Here is a 17,912-nt window from a genome sequence, read left to right as displayed (position 1 = left end):
CAAAAATGGCGTTTGCTGTGTTATCAAATATCAATGAATACGCAGTCAAGCCCGAATATTATACCGTTCGGTATCTTTTTATGGCGTTTCGCCGTTATCCTTTATAATACCCCGATTATTTTCTGTTTCATTCCCAAAGGAACCGCATCATGTCCGAATGGTCAGCTCCAGAATTTGAATCCAAAATCTGTCCGCCTGAAAAGCTGGCGGAGCGTTTGGCGGCATTGCCCCGTCCGCTGGTGTTTACCAACGGCTGTTTCGATATTCTCCACCGGGGCCATGTAACGTATCTGGCGCAGGCGCGATCGGCCGGTGCGGCTTTGGTATTGGCGTTGAATACCGATGCTTCGGTGCGCCGTCAGGGCAAAGGTGACGACCGTCCGATTAATCCTTTGGAAAACCGCGCGGCAGTGGCAGCGGCATTGGAGAGTGTGGATTTGGTCACATGGTTTGATGACGATACGCCGGCCGCGCTGATTGAAATGGTCAAACCCGATGTGTTGATTAAAGGTGGCGATTGGTCTGTGGATAAGATTGTCGGTGCGGCCGAGACGTTTGCGCGTGGTGGCAAAGTATTTTCGATTCCGTTTTTACACCAGACTTCGACCACCAAAACGTTGGCGAAAATCCGCGAAGCCGGAGGAGGCGAATGACGGATTTGAACAGCCGCCATTGGGCTTTGCTCGCCGCGCTTTCAGACGGCCTGCCGCAACACGTTTCTCAGTTGGCGCGAGTGGTCGGTATGAAGCCGCAACAATTAAACGGATTCTGGCAGCAGATGCCGGGCCATATCCGCGGTTTGCTGCGCCAGCACGACGGGCAATGGCGCTTGGTGCGCCCTTTGGCTGTGTTTGCCGAAGAATCTCTGCAACAAATGGCTGGGAAACAGGGTTTTCGTGCGCAGTTGAAACACGAATGTTCGTCCAGCAATGACGAAATCATGGCATTGGCGCGCCAGTCGGCAGATTTGGCGCATAAGGCCTTGTGTGTGGCGCATTTCCAAACCAAGGGCCGCGGACGGCAAGGGCGAAGCTGGGTCAACCGACAGGGCGAATGCCTGATGTTCAGCTTGGGCTGGGCATTTGACAAGCCGCAGTATGAGCTGGGTTCGCTGGCGTTGGTGGTGGCATTGGCTTGCCGACGCGCGCTTGCCGATATCGGTTTGGACGTAAATATCAAGTGGCCGAACGATTTGGTCGTGGCCAACGATAAATTGGCCGGTATTTTGATTGAAACGGCGCGGGTAGAGAATAAGACTGTCGCCGTCATTGGCATTGGCATTAATTTTGTATTGCCGAAAGAAGTTGAAAACGCCACTTCCGTGCAGGCCTTGTTTCAGACGGCCTCTAAGCATGGTGTAAGCGCCAAAACTTTATTGAATGCGGTATTGGTGCAACTTGATGCGCTGTTGAACGAATACGCGCAAAACGGATTCGCGTCATGCGTCGGCGAATACAATGTCGCCAACCGCGACACGGACAGGCCGGTGTTGCTGCTTCAGGAAGGACGCGTTGTACACGAAGGCGTGGTCAAAGGCGTGGATGCGCAAGGCGCGTTGCGTTTGTTGACGGACAAGGGCGAAAAAACCATTGTCAGCGGCGAGATCAGCTTGCGTCCGGATAATCGTCCGGCACAACCTGCCGCCGCCAAGCCAGAACGCTTTTTGCTGCTGGACGGCGGCAACAGTCAGTTGAAATGGGCGTGGGTAGAGAACGGTACATTTTCCGAAGTCGGCCGCGCGCCGTATCGTGATTTGACCCAGCTGGGTGAAGAATGGCTGCAATTTGCCGATGACGATGTGAAGATTGTCGGTTGCGCCGTGTGCGGTTCGGTAAAAAAAGCGATGGTGGAAGAACAATTAACCCGTCCGGTCGAATGGCTGTCTTCCATGCCACAGGCTTTGGGTATCCGCAACCATTACCGCCGCCCTGAAGAACATGGCTCCGACCGTTGGTTTAATGCGCTGGGCAGCCGCCGCTTTACGCAAAACGCCTGCGTCGTCGTCAGCTGCGGCACCGCCGTAACCACCGACGCGCTGACGGAAGACAATCATTATCTCGGCGGCACCATCATGCCTGGTTTCCACTTAATGAAAGAGGCGATGGCGCTCAAAACCGCCAACCTCAACCGCCCCATCGGCAAGGTATATCCGTTCCCAACCACAACGCCGAACGCCATTGCCAGCGGCATGATGGATGCCGTTTGCGGCGCGTTGATGATGATGCATGGCCGTCTGAAAGACAAAACGGGTGAGGGCAAACCAGTCGATATCATTATCACCGGCGGCGGCGCGGCCAGAGTCGTGCAGGCGCTGCCGGAGTCATTCGTTCATGACAATCAAGTGAAAATCGTCGATAATCTCGTGATTCACGGGCTATTGCATTGGATTGCCCATCGCAACGGACAATAAAAAGGAAAACGCATCATGAAATGGCTGTTTGCGGTCTTGGTCGCACTCAACATCATTGTTTTTGGCAGCATGGTTGCCTATCGGACACAACATAAAACCGCCAAACCCGAATCTGCTTTGGAAGGCGGTACGCACGAATTATTGCGCCCGTCTTCTTTGGACGCGCCTAAAGCCGAGCCTCAGCAGGCATCGCAACCCGATTGGGTGGCGGATGAATCAGACGGCCTGATTATGGCAGAACCTGAATCCGAAGAAGCAGAAGCCTTGCGTAAAAAGCAAGAAGCGCAGCAGTTGAAAGAGAAAAAAGAAAAAATGCGCCGCGAGAAAGAAGCGCAAGAACGCCGCGCCGCCGAAGAAGAGATGGACGCAGCCGGCGTGGAACGCTTGTGTACCAGCAGCGCCACCGTAGTGATGGATGAAGACGATTACCACCGCATCAAAGGCCTGTTGGGCAAATGGCCTCATGCGGCTAGCCGCAGTATCGAAAAACGCAACGGCGCATCTGGTGGCGAGACTTCTTCCAAAACTTTCCGCGTGGTCTTGCCTGCCGACGGCGACACTTCCGCCCAGCTTGATGCCTTGGGCAGTCGCGGCTTTAGCGGCAGCATTCACAACGGCGAAATCAGCATTGACGTAACACGCAGCCGTTCTTCCGCCCAAGTTTTGATTTCACGCTTGTCCAGCGCAGGTTTCGGCGGCGCGCGCATTGTCGAGCAGGAAGACAGAAGCACACCCGATACCGGTTTGAGCGTGGCGCGCATGACCGTGGTCTTTATGGCGGTCGATGAGCGCGATGCCCAAGACATCAGAAACATTGTCGGCCGTTATGGCAAGTTGAACATGAAAACCTGCCGATAATCAGCTCTATTCGGTTTCAGACGGCCTGATCAGCAGTCGGCAAAGCCTGATAAACCGAACGCCACAAAACATGAAACCCACTGTATCGGCAGTGGGTTTCATGTTTTTCGGTTTTGAGTATCTGATATAAAGGGGAACAGGTATGTTTCGTATATGCGCACTCCGAGTATCAAGAGATAATGGGGAAGAGGGGGATAAAATCTGTCGTTTAATGGCTCGGATTAGGACGTCTTCCGAGTGGTTTTGATTATACGCTAATAATAACTATTATCAATAGCAAAATTGAAAAAATAAGGGATTTTTCTGTAATAGATTGTTTTGTATGGAAATTAAGTTTTAGTATCGTCTTTGCCGTGATTGAAAAGGTCGTCTGAACGTCAAACAAACAGGCCGGTTGAACTAGGGCAAGGCAAACATTTCAACCCTATATTTCAGACGGCCTTTTGATTTGTTTCAATCACTCATAAACCCAAGCAATCAACATATCCAAAGCCATATAAAATACCGTATAATCAAGGCCAAATTAACTTTGCCTGCTTGTCGGGCCGTCTGAAAAATTATGCAACAAACCTATGCCGCAGTACAGCGAGATTTGCTCGAAGCCAACCATCTTTCCCCCGATTTGCTCGCCCAAAGCCTGAGCATTATCGGCGCCAACCATGTCGATTATGCCGACATCTATTGTCAGCGTACTGCCTATGAAAGTTGGCATTTGGAAGAAGGCATCGTCAAATCGGGTAGCTTCCAAATCGATCAGGGCGTGGGTGTGCGTGCCGTTTCGGGCGATAAAACTGCTTTTGCCTACGCCGACAGCCTGTGTATCGATTCGATCAACCGCTCTGCCAAAGCCGTGCGCGTGATCGGTGCGGCCGGTGGCGAGACCAGCGTCAAAGTGCCGACACCTGCCTACGGCAAGCCTGTCCATATGGCGATTGACCCTATTGCCAGTCTTGATTCCGCTGCCAAAGTCGCGCTGTTGAACAAAGTCGAAACGCTGGCCAAAGCTGCCGATCCGCGTATCGTGCAAGTGATGGCCGGTTTGACCTGCGAATACGACATGGTGTACATCGCCCGTCTGGACGGTAAACATGCTGCCGACATCCGCCCGATGGTACGCATGAACGTAACCGTCATTGCCAAGCAGGGTGAGCGTCGTGAGCAGGGCAGTGCGGGCGGCGGCGGACGTTATGATTTGGCGTATTTCGATGAAAACTTGGTGCATCGGTTTGTCGATGCCGCCGTCAAACAAGCCCTGATTAATCTTGAATCCCGTCCTGCGCCTGCCGGCGAGATGACCGTCGTTTTGGGCAACGGCTGGCCGGGCGTGTTGCTGCACGAAGCGGTCGGACATGGTTTGGAAGGCGATTTCAACCGCAAAGAAACCAGCGTTTTCTCCGGCCGTATCGGCGAGCGCGTGGCTGCCAAAGGCGTGACCGTTGTGGATCAAGGCGATATTGCCGACAGACGCGGTTCGCTCAATATCGACGACGAAGGCAACGAAACCCGCCGCACCGTATTGATTGAAGACGGTATTTTGGTCGGCTATATGCAGGACGAAACCAACGCCCGCCTGATGGGTACGCAATCGACCGGCAACGGCCGTCGCGAAAGTTATGCTTCTGCGCCTATGCCGCGCATGACCAATACCTTTATGGAAAACGGCGGCTATGAACCGGAAGAAATCATCGCGTCCATTGACAAGGGCATTTACGCCGTCAACTTCGGCGGCGGACAGGTGGACATTACCAGCGGCAAGTTCGTGTTCAGCGCATCCGAAGCGTGGTGGGTGGAAGGCGGCAAGTTGCAATACCCTGTCAAAGGCGCGACTATTATCGGCAACGGCCCCGAAGTGTTGAAACATGTTTCCATGATAGGCAACGACACTGCGCTCGACAGCGGCATCGGCGTCTGCGGCAAAGAAGGGCAGAGCGTTCCGGTCGGCGTCGGACAACCGACTCTGAGGATTGATGCCGGACTGACCGTCGGCGGTAGCGAAATTTAAACGGCAGGCCGTCTGAAAAGTTTTCAGACGGCCTTTTGCATTAGGATAAAACCATGCAGGAACAGAATCGGAAATCAAGTTTTCCCATAGTGATGTTGCTGGTGTCGGTTGCCCTGTGGATAGTGTCTTTGTCCAATGTTGCATTTTATTTGGGCAATCATGAAAGCATGAAGGGTGTGACCGTTTTGATTTTGGGGTCGATATTTGCTTCTTTGGATATCAGATATTGTGCGGCCTATGCGAATTATGTTTGGTTGGCGGCCATTGTGTTGCTGGCGTTGCGGAAGAAGGTCGTGCCTGTCCATGCGGCACTTTGGGGCTTGGCGCTGGTGGCTTTCAGTGTGAAAGCCGTACACGTCGATGAAGCAGGGAATACAGCGGATATCGTGCGCTACGGCGCCGGATTTTATTTGTGGTATGCCGCATTTGCGGTTGCCACCATCGGTACGTTTGCCGGAAAGAATAAGGAAAGAAAAGCCACAACGCTGGCAGATGGGACGAAAAATGACGCTTGATGAATGGTTGCGCCAATCGGCACTGCCCAAAAATGAAGCGCGGATGTTGTTGCAATATGCGCTGGGTTACACGCGCGCGCAGCTGGTTACACGCGGTACGGACGATTTGGCAGACTCTGCCCTGCAAACCTTGGAGGCTTTGGTACAACGCCGTCTGAAAGGCGAGCCGATAGCCTATCTGTTGGGAGAACGCGAGTTTTACGGACGACGCTTTGCCGTCAATCCCCATGTGCTGATTCCACGCCCTGAAACCGAGCATTTGGTGGAAGCCGTACTCAAACGCTTGCCGCCGCAAGGCCGCGTGTGGGATTTGGGAACGGGCAGCGGCGCCATTGCCGTGACCGTCGCGCTTGAACGCGGTGATGCCGATGTTCGTGCATCTGACATCAGCGTCGGTGCTTTGGATACTGCCCGTCAAAATGTGGCCGAATTGGGCGCAAAAGTGGAGTTTGCGCAGGGTTCGTGGTTTGATACCGACAGGCCGTCTGAAGGCCGATACGATGTGATTGTTTCCAATCCGCCGTATATCGAGGACGGCGATGAACATTTGTCTCAAGGCGATTTGAGGTTTGAACCGCAAAACGCGCTGACTGACTTTTCAGACGGCCTCAGCCATATCCGCCACATTACCCAAGAAGCCCCCAAATACCTGAAAGCCAACGGCTGGCTGCTGTTTGAACATGGCTATGACCAAGGCGAAGCAGTGCGGAATATTATGCTGGAGAACGGTTTTGCCGAAGTGGCAACCGAACAGGATTTGGCTGGATTGGACAGGGTAACGCTGGGGCGTTTGCCTGCTTAATGGGCATGGTTTGTCGGAATTAAAAAAGGGCGTGTCAATCACGCCCTTTTGGTTTTCTGGTTTATCTGTTCAGACGGCCTGGTTTAACGCCAAGCAGCGACGAACTCCGCCCAGTGTTGTTTTTCTTCGGCTTGCGCGGCCAGATAATATTTGATGCGTTTGATTTCGACTTCGTATTCGTCGGCATCGAGCGCGCCGCTCATCATGCGAAAGCGCATGTACATCAGGTAGGTATTGGCGGCATCGGTTTCGCAATAGTCGCGGATGTCTTTCAGACGGCCTGCATGATAAGCGTCCCAAACCTTGCTGCCGTCCATGCCCAATTTGCCTGGAAAGCCGCAGAGTTTAGCCATATCGTCCAAAGGCACGCTGGCACGCGGTTGGTAGAGGGCGAGCAAATCCATCAGGTCGCAATGGCGGGTGTGGTAGCGGCTGATGTAGTTGTTCCACTTAAAGTCGCGGCTGTCGCCAAAGTCGCCGTCGCCCATGTCCCAATAGCGGGCGGCGCTGATGCCGTGTATCAGGGCGCGGTAGTGGAGGACGGGCAGATCGAAACCGCCGCCGTTCCAGCTGACGAGTTGCGGCGTATAGTTTTCGATGACCTCGAAGAACTTGGCAATCATGACTTCTTCGCTGTCTTCGGGATCGCCGATGGTGCTGACGCGGATTTTGTCCTGACCCCAGCGCATACAGCAGGAGATGGCAACAACTTGGTGCAGATGGTGTTGCATAAAGTCGCTGCCGGTTTTGGCGCGGCGTTGCTGTTGGGCAAACAGGACGACTTCGTTGTCGGGCAAATCGGCAGGTAAATCGTAAAGCTGACGGATGCCGTTTACGTCGGGGATGGTTTCGATGTCGAAGGCGAGTATCGGAGTCATGGCGTGATCGGGTTGGATAAGGGATGATGTCATTGTGGCATGACGGCGCAGATAAAAAAAGAGGCAATCCCCCACAGGATTGCCCCAATACCTCAAATCAGAGATTTACGCTTCACAAACAATACAGGCTTTCACCTGCGGCTTTACAGATGCAGCTCAACTCTGCATCGGTAAACTTTCATTTCGGGCATTGCACCGAAATCCTCTAAAATACCGCAATTTCTTGCAATATCAGAAAACTGCTTACAAAAGATCTAAAACCGGCGAAGGCCGTCTGAACGTTTTGTAATTTGATGTAGTGAAATTTACGCGAATTTTTACAGTTTGCCAAGTATTTTTTTCTGAAGGCTTGTTTTGGTATAAATTTCAGGTATTGTCATATTTTTGCAATTATATTTCATAATTGTTCAAAAGTTAGATATTTATTTTATTTTTTTAAATTTTAATTTAATTTTATTTCATATTTTGAATGATTAAAATGTATTTTTTTAGATGAACTATTTTGCAATATGTTGTTTTTAAAAGAAATTAAATTTAATATGTAAATGAAAAGAGTGTATTGGGCCTGATGTTTTTCATTTGAGAAAAAATATAGGGTTGTTTGAAAGTTTTAATCACGATGAAAAAAGTTGTTTTTAAAGCATTTAAAGCGGAATATTATTTGATTGTTTGAAGTTAAACATGAGTTTCGGTTTGATTCAATTAAAATGAAAAAGCGGCGAAAGAAGGATTTCGCCGCTTTTTGCATATTCAAATTGTAATTTAATGTAGTCAATAAAAGCTGTTTTCGCCTTCGGGACGGGTTTTGAAGCGTTTGTGCAGCCAGAAATATTGTTCGGGATGCTCGCGTACCCGCTCTTCGATGAAATCGTTCATGCGCTGGGTATCGGCTTCGACATTTTCGCTCGGGAAATTGTCCCAAGCCGGATAGAAGCGCAGGGTTACGGTATTGTCGGCTTCACGCGTAGGGATAGCGGGAATGATTTTGGCTTTGGTCATGCCGGCGATACGGCTGAGGCCGGTAATCGTGGCCGTCCGAATGCCGAAGAAATTGACGAAAATGGAATCGTTGCGGCCGAAGTCTTGGTCGGGCAGATAAAGAAAGGGCGCATCGCTTTTGCGCAGGTGTTTGATGATGGCGCGCAGGCCTTCTGTGCGGCCGATCAGGAAAACATTGTTGTAGCGGTGGCGGCCTTTCAGGATTTGCTCGTCCAGGGCTTTGTTTTTTTGGTGCGAATACATGCTGGTCAGCGGCACATCCTGATTGAGCGTGTAAACCGCCATTTCAAATGCGGTAAAGTGCGGATAGAGGATGATGACTTTTTCGTCGGCGGCGAGGGCTTCGTCAAGATGGTGTTTGTCTTGATAGCGTACCAACGAACGCAGCTTATCCGCAGGCGCGTACCAGTAGAGGCCGTATTCGAGCATCAGCTTCGCCATGTGTTGGAAATGGCGTTTGAGCAGGACGGTGCGCTGGCTGTCGTTTAGCTCGGGAAAGCATTTTTTGAGGTTGACCTCGCCGACTTTGCGGCGCGGTTTGACTGCGTAATAGGCAAGAATACCGATCGCGTCGGCAATCTTGTGCAACACGCAAAAAGGCAGCAGGCGGATGAGGTAGAGAAAAAGGAAGGCGGCTTTCATGAAGGCTCGCTGTATGTAGGCAAAGGGTTATTATAACCGAAAGGCCGTCTGAAAACGGGCTGGAACATATTTCAGACGGCCTGAATGTCGGCTTACCATTGGAAACGGCCGCGCTTGACCTGTAGGCCGTCAGGGTTGAGTTGCGAAGCCAATCCGTGATTGCGCAGGGCGTGGGTAAGGGCGACGGCGAGTCCGTCGGCGGCATCGGCTTGAGGCGTGCCTGAAAGTGCAAGCATTTGGACCACCATATGCTGCACCTGTTCTTTGGCGGCCTTGCCCTTGCCGACCACAGCCTGCTTGACCTGAAGCGCGGTGTATTCAAATACGGGCAAATCGTGCATGACTAAAGCGGCAATCGCCGCACCGCGTGCCTGACCGAGCATCAAAGTCGCGGCCGGGTTGACGTTGACGAACACTTGCTCGATGGCCGCCTGATGAGGCTGATAGTGGCGGATGATTTCGTCGATATGGCGGACAATCACGGCGATGCGTTCGGAAAGCGACGCGCCGGTCGGCGTTTTGATACAGCCGGAAGCAACATAATGATGCTCGCGGCCGTGGACATCAATCACGCCGAAGCCGGTCACGCGGCTGCCGGGATCAATGCCGAGAATGCGTGTGGGTTGGAACTGGGACATAGTGCGTGTTTAAAGTAATCGGTGTTTCAGGGCAGGCAGGCGTGTGCGCACGCTTTGCAGGCGCGCGGTATCCAAATCGGCACAAATCACGCCTTCGCCTTCCGGCAACGTCGCCAACACATCGCCCCAAGGGTCAATAATCATACTGTGGCCGAATGTGCGGCGGCCGCTTTCATGCAGTCCGCCTTGTGCCGACGCAATGACGTAGCATTGGTTTTCCACCGCACGGGCGCGCAGCAGCAATTCCCAATGTGCCGTGCCGGTCGTGTAGGTAAACGCGGCAGGCAACAGCAAAACATCAAACGGCTGCTGGGCGCGGAAAAACTCAGGAAAGCGCAAATCGTAGCAGACGCCGGCCGCCAGCGGAACATCGTCCACGCTTAACTTTGGCACATCGCTGCCTGCCAGTATCGTATCGGCTTCGGCGTAGCGTTCGCCCAAACCGGAAAAGCCGAAAAGGTGCATTTTGTGGTAAAGCCCGATTCGGTTGCCGTCGCGGTCATATACAAGCATTGTATTCATCACCTTGCCAGCGTCTGGACTTTGAAGCGGAACTGTACCGCCAAACAACACCACGCCGCATTCCCTTGCCGTTTCGCTTAAGGCCGTCTGAAAACGGGTGTGGCAGGTTTCGACAACTCGTCCATCGTCCAAAGGCTCAGCAAATGCCAGCTTGTCCGTATCGTTTTTGCCCATCAGCGGCCAATATTCGGGCAGCAACACCCAATCCGCCCCTTGTTCGGCAGCCTCGCGGACAAGGCGTTTCATGGTGGCAATATTGGTTTCGGGGTCGGTAGACGACACCATTTGCACAGCGGTGGCGCGTAAAGAGCGCATCATCAAAACTCCTGTCAGATTTTGCAAGAATTGTAACTTGTTTACGCACAAGGCCGATACAATCGTCACACAATTCCTCTCCAAAAAAGGATAAACCATGAACTTGAAACTTCTCCTCACTGCCGCACTTTCCACCGCCGCACTTGCCGCACATGCTGACGTACAGCTTTACGGCAGCATCAAAAGCGGCATCGAAACCTCGCAAACCCGTTTCGGCGGCCAATCATACAGCCGAACCGCCGTTGCCGACCAAGGCAGCCACATCGGTTTGCGCGGCTCGCATCCGATTGGCGGCGGCACGAATTTTATTTGGGAAGTCGAACAAGATACTCCGGTCGGCAAAAGCGGCTCCATCCGTCAAGACTGGCGCGAACGCCGCGAGAATTTTGGCCGTTAAAGGAAAGATTGGATAGTAAAGGCCGTCTGAAAGATTTTCAGACGGCCTGTTTTTTATAGTGAGGTCGATTGATTTAAAGAATACACTTAAAAGGCGGTAATCAATAATATCTTAATATTTTCAAAATTTAACAATTTTATATAACTTATTGATTATTTATGAAATTAATAAGATATTGGGTAGCTGATTAAAAAATCAGCATTGGCATTGCTTGCAAATTAAAAAATTATCAAGTAAGGTTAAATGCAAGCGGTTTTATCCGTGAGTTAAATATTAATCAATAAGATAGGATGGTATAACCATGAATGAAGATATTATCAAAGGAAAATGGGAGCAACTTAAAGGTAAAGCCAAAGAAAAATGGGGCGAGTTGACAAACGATGATTTAGAAATCATCGAAGGCAAGCGCGATCAGTTGGCTGGTAAGCTCCAAGAGCGTTACGGTCGCACTAAAGATGAAGCTGAAAAAGAAATTGATGATTGGTTGAACAGCTAAGACCGTTTAATTTCACCATAAACGGTCGTCTCTCCCTCGACCGTTTTTATATTAAACCGAAAGGAAAAAATGATGCTTCATTATTCGATCGTTTTCTTTATCATCGCTATTATTGCAGCTGTATTAGGTTTCGGTGGTATTGCAGGTAGTGCGGCAGGCATAGCCAAAATTTTATTTGCTGGTTTCTTGATCTTGTCGGTGATATCACTGATTTTTGGCAGGAAGAAATAATACCTGTAGACCAATAAGGTTGTATCAAGCCACCATTCCGTCAAATAGGCCGTCTGAAAAATCAGGATAACTGGTTTTCATACGGCCTTTGTTCTTATAATAGCGGTTTATTTTTTTACACACTCAGCAACGGAGTTTCCATGCAGTTTTCAGCATTCGGCGAAAAATTCACACAACACAGCGGTATTTTGCAGTTGATGGACGATTTGGGCGATGCGCTCAAAAGTGACAAGCCCGTCAATATGCTTGGCGGCGGCAATCCGGCGAAGATTGCTGAAGTCAATGCGGTGTTCGCCGATGTGTTTTCCAAGTTGGCGGCGGAACACGCTGTTGAGAATATCGGCAATTATTCCAATCCGCAGGGCGATGCGGCGCTGATTGCGGCTTTGACTGAGTTTCTCAACCGTGAATACGGCTGGAATCTGACGGCGGACAATATCGCGCTGACCAATGGTTCGCAAAACGCGTTTTTCTATTTGTTTAACTTGTTCGGCGGCAAATTCAATCTTTCAGACGGCCAAACGGCTGAGAAAGCCATTTTGCTGCCGCTGGCGCCTGAATATATCGGTTATGCGGACGTGCATGTTGAGGGGCAGCATTTTATTTCGGTAAAACCGAAAATCGAAAATGTCGAACACGAAGGCGAAGCGGGCTTTTTCAAATACCGCGTGGACTTTGACGCGCTGGAGAGCCTGACTGAATTGAAAGAGGGCAAAATCGGTGCGATTTGCTGTTCGCGCCCGACCAACCCGACCGGCAATGTGTTGACCGACGGTGAGATGGCGCGTTTGGACGCATTGGCGCAGGAACACGGGATTCCGCTGATTATCGACAACGCTTACGGAATGCCGTTCCCGAATATTATTTATAGTGATGTGACGCTCAACTGGCACGAAAACATCATCCTCTGCTTCAGCCTTTCTAAAATCGGCCTGCCCGGCGTGCGTACCGGCATTATTGTCGCTGCGCCGGAAGTGGTCAAAGCCGTCAGCAGTTTGAATGCGATTGTGAACCTGTCGCCAACCCGTTTTGGCGCGGCGATTGCGGCTCCGCTGTTGAACGACGGCCGTCTGAAACAGCTGGCCGACCAAGTGATTCAGCCGTTTTACCGTCGGCAGGCGCAAACGGCGGTTTCCCTGCTCAAACGCGAATTGGGCGCGTATCCGTTGAAAATCCACAAGCCTGAAGGTGCGATTTTCTTGTGGCTTTGGTTTGAAAACCTGCCCGTTTCGTCGCAAACTCTGTACGAAATGCTCAAAGCCGAAGGCACGCTGATTATTCCAGGCGAACATTTCTTCGTCGGCATCGACACGCAGGATTACCCGCACGCCCGCGAGTGCATCCGCATGAGCATCGCGCAGGACGCGGAAACGCTGGAAAAAGGCATTGCCGCAATCGGTCGTGTGGTGCGCGGTTTGTACGATAAAAAATAAATGCTGTGAATAGGTAAAGGCCGTCTGAAACGTGGGTAATCGGGTTTCAGACGGCCTTTTTGTCGGATTTAGATATGGTGGATAACCAGTTTTTTGCCTTCGTAATCGAGGACGTTGACGTCCATATCGAATAAGGTTTTGATGTTTTCGGCGGTGAAAATATCGTTGGGCTTGCCCTGCATAGCGACTTGGCCGTTTTTCATGGCGACGACGTAATCGGCGTAAGCTGCTGCCTGGTTGATGTCGTGCAGGACGACGACGGTGGTGCGTTTGTGTTCGTCGGTCAGTCGGCGCAGGATCTGCATGAGGGAGCGGGCATGATACATGTCGAGGTTGTTCAGCGGTTCGTCCAGCAAAACGTAGTCGGTGCGCTGGCAGAACACCATGGCAATCATGGCGCGTTGGCGTTGGCCGCCGGAAAGCTCGGTCAGGTAGCGGTCGGCGAAGTCTTGCAGGTGGAACTCGGCAAGTGCTTCTTCGACGATGGTTTTATCCGTTTCAGACGGCCTGCCTTGGTGGTAGGGATAGCGGCCGAACATGAGCAGGTCGCGCACGGTAATGCGGCTCATGATGCTGTTTTCTTGGGTGAGGATGGAAAGCGTGCGGGCGAGTTCGGCGGTGGGGGTGGTTTTGATGTCTTTGCCTGCGTAGCTGATGTTGCCGTATATCAAGGGCTGCAGGCGCGCCATAAAGGAGAGGAGGGTGGACTTGCCTGCGCCGTTCGGGCCGATCAGCGCGGTAATGCCGCCTTCGGGAATGTCGAGGCTGACGTCGTTGAGGATGGGGTTGCTGCCGATGGTGTGGCTGACGTTGCGGATGGTAATCATAGGCGGGTCCGAAAATGGGAAATTGGGGTTTCAGACTGCCTTTCAGCATGAGGCCGTCTGAATTTTATTCCTGTATGGTGTTTTTAGATTTCGCTGACGGTGACAAATTCGGGATTGTCGGCTTGGTCGATCAGGAAGGCGCGGACGCGTTCTTGCCAAAGCTCGCCGAATTGTTTGAGTTCGTCGGCACTTGCGCTGCCGCTGACGGCTTTGGGCATGATGTCGCGCATTTGCGGCGCAAAGGGTTGAAGCGCGGCGTTGAGGCTGACGGCAACGGTTTTGCCGGTATCGCGGCGGCGGAGCGCGAGTGTGCCGTTGATTTCGCCTGCACCAAAGGACAAGAGGTGGCGGCGGGCAAAGCGTCCGGCTGGGCCTACGCCGCCAAAGCCGGTTTCGGGTGCCGCGCCGGTAAGGAGTTGGACGACGGAAGCGGTAACGCCGGTCGTGCCTTCGTCACGCTCGCCCTGCATAAAGGCTTCGATGTCGCCACGTTGCGGCAGCTCTGCGCCGTAAAGGGCTTTCAGACCTTTGACCACCATCAGGTAGGCACCGGCGACAGTCGGGCAGGAGTGGCCGCACAGGCGCACGGCATCGGCGTAGCGGTAAGTGAGGATGCCGTTTTCGGCTGCGCCGAGGAAGTCGGCCAATGCGTCTTGGACGGTAATGGTCGGGGCATTATCGAAGAATGAAGGGAGGCGTTCTTGTGTCATGAGGGTTGTCCTTTATGGGTTTGCTTAGGCCGTCTGAAGGTTTCAGACGGCCTGAATTTATTTTTGCGAGCGGTTGGGCACGTTTAATTTATTTCTTTTTCAACACCAAATATAAAAATACCAATCCGCCTGCAAATTCGACGACCACGCTCAATACAGCCTGCATGCCGAGGAAGTGCTCGAAGATGGTTTGCCCGCCGACCAATAGGATGCCGCCGACACAAAAAGTCATGGGCAGGCGGACGGAATGTTTGACCGACGGAGAAAAATGGTTGGCCAGCGCGGCAACCAGCAGGCCGAAAAAGCTTACCGGGCCGACAACGGCGGTGGCGGTTGCAACCAGCGCGGCGATCCACAACAGCAGCCATAAGGTATTGCGCGTGTAGTTGATGCCCAAATTGATGGCTTGATTGCGGCCGAGCAGGTAAACATCGAGGCGGTGGCGTTCGCGCCAGATCACGGCGGCGCTGATGAGCAACACGACTGCGCCGATACCCAACAATTCCGAGTGGACGGTATTGAAGGTGGCAAACATATTCGCCTGCGCCGCGGTAAATTCTTCGGGATCAATCATGCGCGAAAGCAGCGACGACAGGCTGCGGAACAAAATCCCGAAAATCACGCCGATTAAAATCATGCGCGACAAATCGCGTCCGCCCTGTTTGATGAGCGTGTAGAACAGCAGCAGCGAGCCACCCATCATGACGACCAGTTCAAAGCCAAATTTTCCCGTCAACGGCAGGGAAGCATAGCCCACGCCACCGAGCGTAAACACCAGCAAGGTCTGCAAAAACACATACAGCGAATCGAAACCCAAAATCGAAGGGGTCAGAATCGGATTGTTGGTCAGCGTTTGGAAGAGTTGCGTGGACACGCCGACCGCATAGGCGACCATCAGCAGCGCGGCAAGCTTGGTCAGGCGCAGGTGCAAGACAAAGTCCCAATCGCCTTTGACGTTGAGCGTCATAAACAGGACGCAGGAAACCAGCAACAGTGCAAAGGCGACCCACAACGGACGGCTGCTTCCTGCCATAAAACCGATATTTTTTTCAGACGGCATGAGCAGGTTTCCTTAATAAAAGCCACAAAAACAAAGCCGTCCCCATCACGCCAAAAACCGTAGAGACCGGAATTTCAAACGGAAACACAATCACGCGTCCGACAATATCGCACAGCAATACCAAAGACGCGCCCAGCAAGGCCACTGCAGGCAGGCTTTGGCGCAGCTTGTCGCCCATCAGGCGGCTGATGATGTTCGGCACGACTAGGCCGATAAACGGAATATTGCCGACCGTCACGACCACCAAAGACGTAATCAGCGCCACAATAATCAGCCCCGACCACAGAATCGCCGTCCGGTTCAGCCCCAAGTTCACGCTTACCGTTTCGCCCAAACCCAAAATTGTCAGCTGGTCGGCAATCAAATAGGCAAACAAAGCCAAAATCCCCGTTGCCCACAACAGCTCATACCGCCCGAGCAACACGCCGGAAAAATCGCCCTGTTGCCACACGCCGAGCATTTGCAGCATTTCGTTTTCATACGCGATAAAGGTGGCCACCGCCTCAATCACCCCGCCGAAAATAATCCCGACCAAAGGCACCATCAGTTGCGCGGTCGGTGGCAGGCGGCGGATCAGCAGCATAAAGACCAACATCCCGATCAGTGCGGAAACGGCGGCAACCGACATTTTTGCCAGCAGCGGCGCGGCCGGTAGCAGCAGGGTCATCAACAGCAAACCCAAAGCCGCGCTTTGGCTTGCGCCCACCATCGACGGTTCGACAAAACGATTGCGCATCAAAATCTGCATAATCATGCCGGCTACCGCCATCGACGCACCTGTCAGCACAATCGCAAACGTGCGCGGCAGGCGGCTGATGAACATGACTTGCTGGCTGTCGGATAGCGAAAACAGGGCGGACCATTTGAATTCGGCCACGCCGACCGACAGGCTGACGACAAACAATATCAGCAGCGCCACACCGTTGATCGCATTTAAAAATGAAGGTTTGTGAAACATAAAATGGTTCGGAAAAAAATAAGGCCGTCTGAAAGAGGGGTTAAGGTGTTTGGCAAAAAAGGCAGGTTTGCCCATCATAAAAACAGATGCAAACAGGCAAAACTTGTCCATTTGCACCATGTATTTTCAGACGGCCTAAATCCAATGACTTCAGATCAAGCAACTTGACCATGTGAGTCATCAAATCCTTCAGGCCGTCTGAAAGAAACGGGCGGCTATGCCCGCGCCGAATTACTTGGCGGCATTAAACGCATCGCTTACCTGTTTGGAAGCATTCAGCAATTCTTGCGCGCCGCCGGCCGCCAGATAGGTTTCCGGCACGAGGTACACGACTTGGCCTTTTTTCCAGGCGGTCGTTTCGGCAACCAGTGGATTGTTCAACACATCTTTCGCAGCCTGACCTTCTTCACCGATGGCCGCGCCGCGGTCCAAAACAAACAGCCAATCAGGGTTTTTCTCTTTCAGGTATTCAAAGCTGATAGGCTGGCCGTGGCTGCCTTCTTTAATCGATTCATCAACAGCGGGAACGCCGATGTCTTTATGCAACCAGCCGCCCAAACGTGAGGAAGGGCCGAAAGCCGACATCTTACCGCCGTTGACCAATACCACCAAACCCTTGCCTTTGCCTTGCGCAGCAGTTTTCGCCGCTTCAAACGAAGCATCGATTTCCGCTTTCAGCTTGTCCGCTTCGGCCTGTTTGCCGAAGATTTGACCCAGTGCGTCGATGCGCTCTTTTGAGCTTTCTTTCAGATTGGCGGTTTCGGCGGTCATCTCGATGGTCGGTGCGATCTCGTTCAACTTGTCAAACGCTTTGGCTGCACGGCTGCCGATGATGATGAGCTGCGGTTTGTAAGCGTTGAGTGCTTCGTAGTCAGGCTCAAACTGCGTGCCGGCAGGTTTCGTGGTTTTGAAATATTCGTCCAAGTAGGGCAGGCGGTTTTTGTCGACGGACAAACCGGTTTTCACGCCCAGTTTGTTTAAAGTGTCGAGCATGCCCAAATCGTAAACGGCGATACGCTCCGGATTTTGCGGCACTGTTGCCTCACCGCGCGTGGTTTTCACCGTCAGGCTTGCGCCTTCGGTTTGGGCGGCAGAAGCGGAAGCAGTTTGCGCCTGATTGGAAGCAGAATCTTTCGGTGAACACGCACCCAAAGCGAGGGTGCAGCATACGGCTAAAGCAGTCAAACGTAACATAGGGTTTCTCCGTAGTCGGAAATAA

General features: G+C 52.3%; 19 protein-coding genes. 10 read left to right on the top strand and 9 right to left on the bottom strand.

Features of this window, described 5'->3' with window-relative positions; genetic code table 11:
* Nucleotides 1–146 precede the first annotated feature (146 nt).
* The 6 genes from rfaE2 (at nucleotide 147) to prmC (ending at nucleotide 6,587) form a co-directional block, all read left to right on the top strand.
* Nucleotides 147–653: a D-glycero-beta-D-manno-heptose 1-phosphate adenylyltransferase gene (gene rfaE2 / locus ACTHRE_RS05000; protein ID WP_141743130.1), complete on the top strand. Its 507-nt coding sequence runs from the start codon at nucleotides 147–149 to the stop codon at nucleotides 651–653.
* Entirely contained in the window at nucleotides 650–2,410 is a 1,761-nt protein-coding gene (locus ACTHRE_RS04995; protein WP_377073706.1) for a bifunctional biotin--[acetyl-CoA-carboxylase] ligase/type III pantothenate kinase, read from the top strand. Before rfaE2 ends, ACTHRE_RS04995 begins: the two co-directional genes overlap by 4 nt.
* A 15-nt stretch (nucleotides 2,411–2,425) precedes the next feature.
* On the top strand, nucleotides 2,426–3,268 hold the full coding sequence (locus ACTHRE_RS04990) for a cell division protein (protein WP_440344855.1): 843 nt from the start codon (nucleotides 2,426–2,428) through the stop codon (nucleotides 3,266–3,268).
* Nucleotides 3,269–3,827: 559 nt separating this feature from the next.
* The gene (tldD, locus tag ACTHRE_RS04985; RefSeq protein ID WP_440344856.1) at nucleotides 3,828–5,270 is read left to right on the top strand and encodes a metalloprotease TldD; all 1,443 of its coding nucleotides are present in this window, start codon (nucleotides 3,828–3,830) and stop codon (nucleotides 5,268–5,270) included.
* Nucleotides 5,271–5,323: 53 nt separating this feature from the next.
* Nucleotides 5,324–5,785, top strand: coding sequence for a hypothetical protein (locus ACTHRE_RS04980; RefSeq protein WP_293199219.1), 462 nt, complete (start codon nucleotides 5,324–5,326; stop codon nucleotides 5,783–5,785).
* Nucleotides 5,775–6,587: a peptide chain release factor N(5)-glutamine methyltransferase gene (prmC, locus tag ACTHRE_RS04975; RefSeq protein ID WP_293199222.1), complete on the top strand. Its 813-nt coding sequence runs from the start codon at nucleotides 5,775–5,777 to the stop codon at nucleotides 6,585–6,587. The genes ACTHRE_RS04980 and prmC overlap by 11 nt, the downstream gene beginning before the upstream one ends.
* Nucleotides 6,588–6,670: 83 nt before the next feature.
* Here the strand turns inward: prmC and ACTHRE_RS04970 are convergent, their stop codons facing one another.
* The 4 genes from ACTHRE_RS04970 to ACTHRE_RS04955 form a co-directional block, all read right to left on the bottom strand.
* Nucleotides 6,671–7,465 carry a 3'-5' exonuclease gene (locus ACTHRE_RS04970; RefSeq protein ID WP_293199280.1) on the bottom strand — a complete coding sequence of 265 codons (795 nt, stop codon included), beginning with the start codon at nucleotides 7,463–7,465 and terminating at the stop codon, nucleotides 6,671–6,673.
* A 771-nt stretch (nucleotides 7,466–8,236) separates the two neighbouring features.
* Nucleotides 8,237–9,106 (bottom strand): lipid A biosynthesis lauroyl acyltransferase, encoded by an 870-nt coding sequence (locus tag ACTHRE_RS04965; protein ID WP_293199225.1) that lies wholly within the window; start codon nucleotides 9,104–9,106, stop codon nucleotides 8,237–8,239.
* Between the two features lie 92 nt (nucleotides 9,107–9,198).
* The gene (ruvC, locus tag ACTHRE_RS04960) at nucleotides 9,199–9,744 is read right to left on the bottom strand and encodes a crossover junction endodeoxyribonuclease RuvC (RefSeq protein ID WP_003684216.1); all 546 of its coding nucleotides are present in this window, start codon (nucleotides 9,742–9,744) and stop codon (nucleotides 9,199–9,201) included.
* A gap of 9 nt (nucleotides 9,745–9,753) precedes the next feature.
* The gene (locus ACTHRE_RS04955; RefSeq protein ID WP_377073705.1) at nucleotides 9,754–10,584 is read right to left on the bottom strand and encodes a carbon-nitrogen hydrolase family protein; all 831 of its coding nucleotides are present in this window, start codon (nucleotides 10,582–10,584) and stop codon (nucleotides 9,754–9,756) included.
* 94 nt (nucleotides 10,585–10,678) lie between these two features.
* Between ACTHRE_RS04955 and ACTHRE_RS04950 the strand changes: the two genes are divergently transcribed.
* The 4 genes from ACTHRE_RS04950 (at nucleotide 10,679) to ACTHRE_RS04935 (ending at nucleotide 13,138) form a co-directional block, all read left to right on the top strand.
* Entirely contained in the window at nucleotides 10,679–10,978 is a 300-nt protein-coding gene (locus tag ACTHRE_RS04950; RefSeq protein WP_377073704.1) for a porin, read from the top strand.
* Between the two features lie 301 nt (nucleotides 10,979–11,279).
* Nucleotides 11,280–11,474, top strand: coding sequence for a CsbD family protein (locus ACTHRE_RS04945; RefSeq protein ID WP_063068317.1), 195 nt, complete (start codon nucleotides 11,280–11,282; stop codon nucleotides 11,472–11,474).
* A 72-nt stretch (nucleotides 11,475–11,546) separates the two neighbouring features.
* Nucleotides 11,547–11,705: a DUF1328 domain-containing protein gene (locus tag ACTHRE_RS04940; protein ID WP_039862543.1), complete on the top strand. Its 159-nt coding sequence runs from the start codon at nucleotides 11,547–11,549 to the stop codon at nucleotides 11,703–11,705.
* A 140-nt stretch (nucleotides 11,706–11,845) separates the two neighbouring features.
* A complete protein-coding gene (locus ACTHRE_RS04935; RefSeq protein ID WP_377073703.1) occupies nucleotides 11,846–13,138 on the top strand; it encodes a valine--pyruvate transaminase in 1,293 nt (430 codons plus the stop codon).
* Between the two features lie 68 nt (nucleotides 13,139–13,206).
* Here the strand turns inward: ACTHRE_RS04935 and ACTHRE_RS04930 are convergent, their stop codons facing one another.
* The 5 genes from ACTHRE_RS04930 to ACTHRE_RS04910 form a co-directional block, all read right to left on the bottom strand.
* Nucleotides 13,207–13,965: an iron ABC transporter ATP-binding protein gene (locus tag ACTHRE_RS04930; RefSeq protein WP_377073702.1), complete on the bottom strand. Its 759-nt coding sequence runs from the start codon at nucleotides 13,963–13,965 to the stop codon at nucleotides 13,207–13,209.
* A gap of 83 nt (nucleotides 13,966–14,048) precedes the next feature.
* Nucleotides 14,049–14,675 carry an FmdE family protein gene (locus ACTHRE_RS04925; RefSeq protein WP_377073701.1) on the bottom strand — a complete coding sequence of 209 codons (627 nt, stop codon included), beginning with the start codon at nucleotides 14,673–14,675 and terminating at the stop codon, nucleotides 14,049–14,051.
* 88 nt (nucleotides 14,676–14,763) lie between these two features.
* The gene (locus ACTHRE_RS04920) at nucleotides 14,764–15,735 is read right to left on the bottom strand and encodes an iron chelate uptake ABC transporter family permease subunit (RefSeq protein WP_004520978.1); all 972 of its coding nucleotides are present in this window, start codon (nucleotides 15,733–15,735) and stop codon (nucleotides 14,764–14,766) included.
* Complete coding sequence (locus ACTHRE_RS04915) at nucleotides 15,725–16,693, bottom strand: ABC transporter permease (protein ID WP_070584836.1); 969 nt, start codon at nucleotides 16,691–16,693, stop codon at nucleotides 15,725–15,727. Before ACTHRE_RS04915 ends, ACTHRE_RS04920 begins: the two co-directional genes overlap by 11 nt.
* A gap of 231 nt (nucleotides 16,694–16,924) precedes the next feature.
* Nucleotides 16,925–17,887 carry a siderophore ABC transporter substrate-binding protein gene (locus ACTHRE_RS04910; RefSeq protein WP_107792237.1) on the bottom strand — a complete coding sequence of 321 codons (963 nt, stop codon included), beginning with the start codon at nucleotides 17,885–17,887 and terminating at the stop codon, nucleotides 16,925–16,927.
* Nucleotides 17,888–17,912: the final 25 nt, after the last annotated feature.

Origin of the sequence: Neisseria sp. P0001.S007, assembly GCF_051963655.1 — a bacterium.
Classification (GTDB): Bacteria; Pseudomonadota; Gammaproteobacteria; order Burkholderiales; family Neisseriaceae; genus Neisseria; species Neisseria subflava_A.
The sequence above is the reverse complement of the archived record's forward strand: the minus strand, read 5'-3'. Positions and strand labels throughout refer to the sequence as shown.

Coding starts and splice junctions, on each gene's coding strand:
- ACTHRE_RS04970 (WP_293199280.1), bottom strand. CDS start 7,465: ATGACTCCGATACTCGCCTTCGACATCGAAACCATCCCCGACGTAAAC.
- ruvC (WP_003684216.1), bottom strand. CDS start 9,744: ATGTCCCAGTTCCAACCCACACGCATTCTCGGCATTGATCCCGGCAGC.
- tldD (WP_440344856.1), top strand. CDS start 3,828: ATGCAACAAACCTATGCCGCAGTACAGCGAGATTTGCTCGAAGCCAAC.
- ACTHRE_RS04995 (WP_377073706.1), top strand. CDS start 650: ATGACGGATTTGAACAGCCGCCATTGGGCTTTGCTCGCCGCGCTTTCA.
- prmC (WP_293199222.1), top strand. CDS start 5,775: ATGACGCTTGATGAATGGTTGCGCCAATCGGCACTGCCCAAAAATGAA.
- ACTHRE_RS04935 (WP_377073703.1), top strand. CDS start 11,846: ATGCAGTTTTCAGCATTCGGCGAAAAATTCACACAACACAGCGGTATT.
- ACTHRE_RS04925 (WP_377073701.1), bottom strand. CDS start 14,675: ATGACACAAGAACGCCTCCCTTCATTCTTCGATAATGCCCCGACCATT.
- ACTHRE_RS04965 (WP_293199225.1), bottom strand. CDS start 9,106: ATGAAAGCCGCCTTCCTTTTTCTCTACCTCATCCGCCTGCTGCCTTTT.
- ACTHRE_RS04955 (WP_377073705.1), bottom strand. CDS start 10,584: ATGATGCGCTCTTTACGCGCCACCGCTGTGCAAATGGTGTCGTCTACC.
- ACTHRE_RS04945 (WP_063068317.1), top strand. CDS start 11,280: ATGAATGAAGATATTATCAAAGGAAAATGGGAGCAACTTAAAGGTAAA.
- ACTHRE_RS04980 (WP_293199219.1), top strand. CDS start 5,324: ATGCAGGAACAGAATCGGAAATCAAGTTTTCCCATAGTGATGTTGCTG.
- ACTHRE_RS04950 (WP_377073704.1), top strand. CDS start 10,679: ATGAACTTGAAACTTCTCCTCACTGCCGCACTTTCCACCGCCGCACTT.
- ACTHRE_RS04920 (WP_004520978.1), bottom strand. CDS start 15,735: ATGCCGTCTGAAAAAAATATCGGTTTTATGGCAGGAAGCAGCCGTCCG.
- ACTHRE_RS04940 (WP_039862543.1), top strand. CDS start 11,547: ATGCTTCATTATTCGATCGTTTTCTTTATCATCGCTATTATTGCAGCT.
- ACTHRE_RS04915 (WP_070584836.1), bottom strand. CDS start 16,693: ATGTTTCACAAACCTTCATTTTTAAATGCGATCAACGGTGTGGCGCTG.
- ACTHRE_RS04930 (WP_377073702.1), bottom strand. CDS start 13,965: ATGATTACCATCCGCAACGTCAGCCACACCATCGGCAGCAACCCCATC.
- ACTHRE_RS04990 (WP_440344855.1), top strand. CDS start 2,426: ATGAAATGGCTGTTTGCGGTCTTGGTCGCACTCAACATCATTGTTTTT.
- ACTHRE_RS04910 (WP_107792237.1), bottom strand. CDS start 17,887: ATGTTACGTTTGACTGCTTTAGCCGTATGCTGCACCCTCGCTTTGGGT.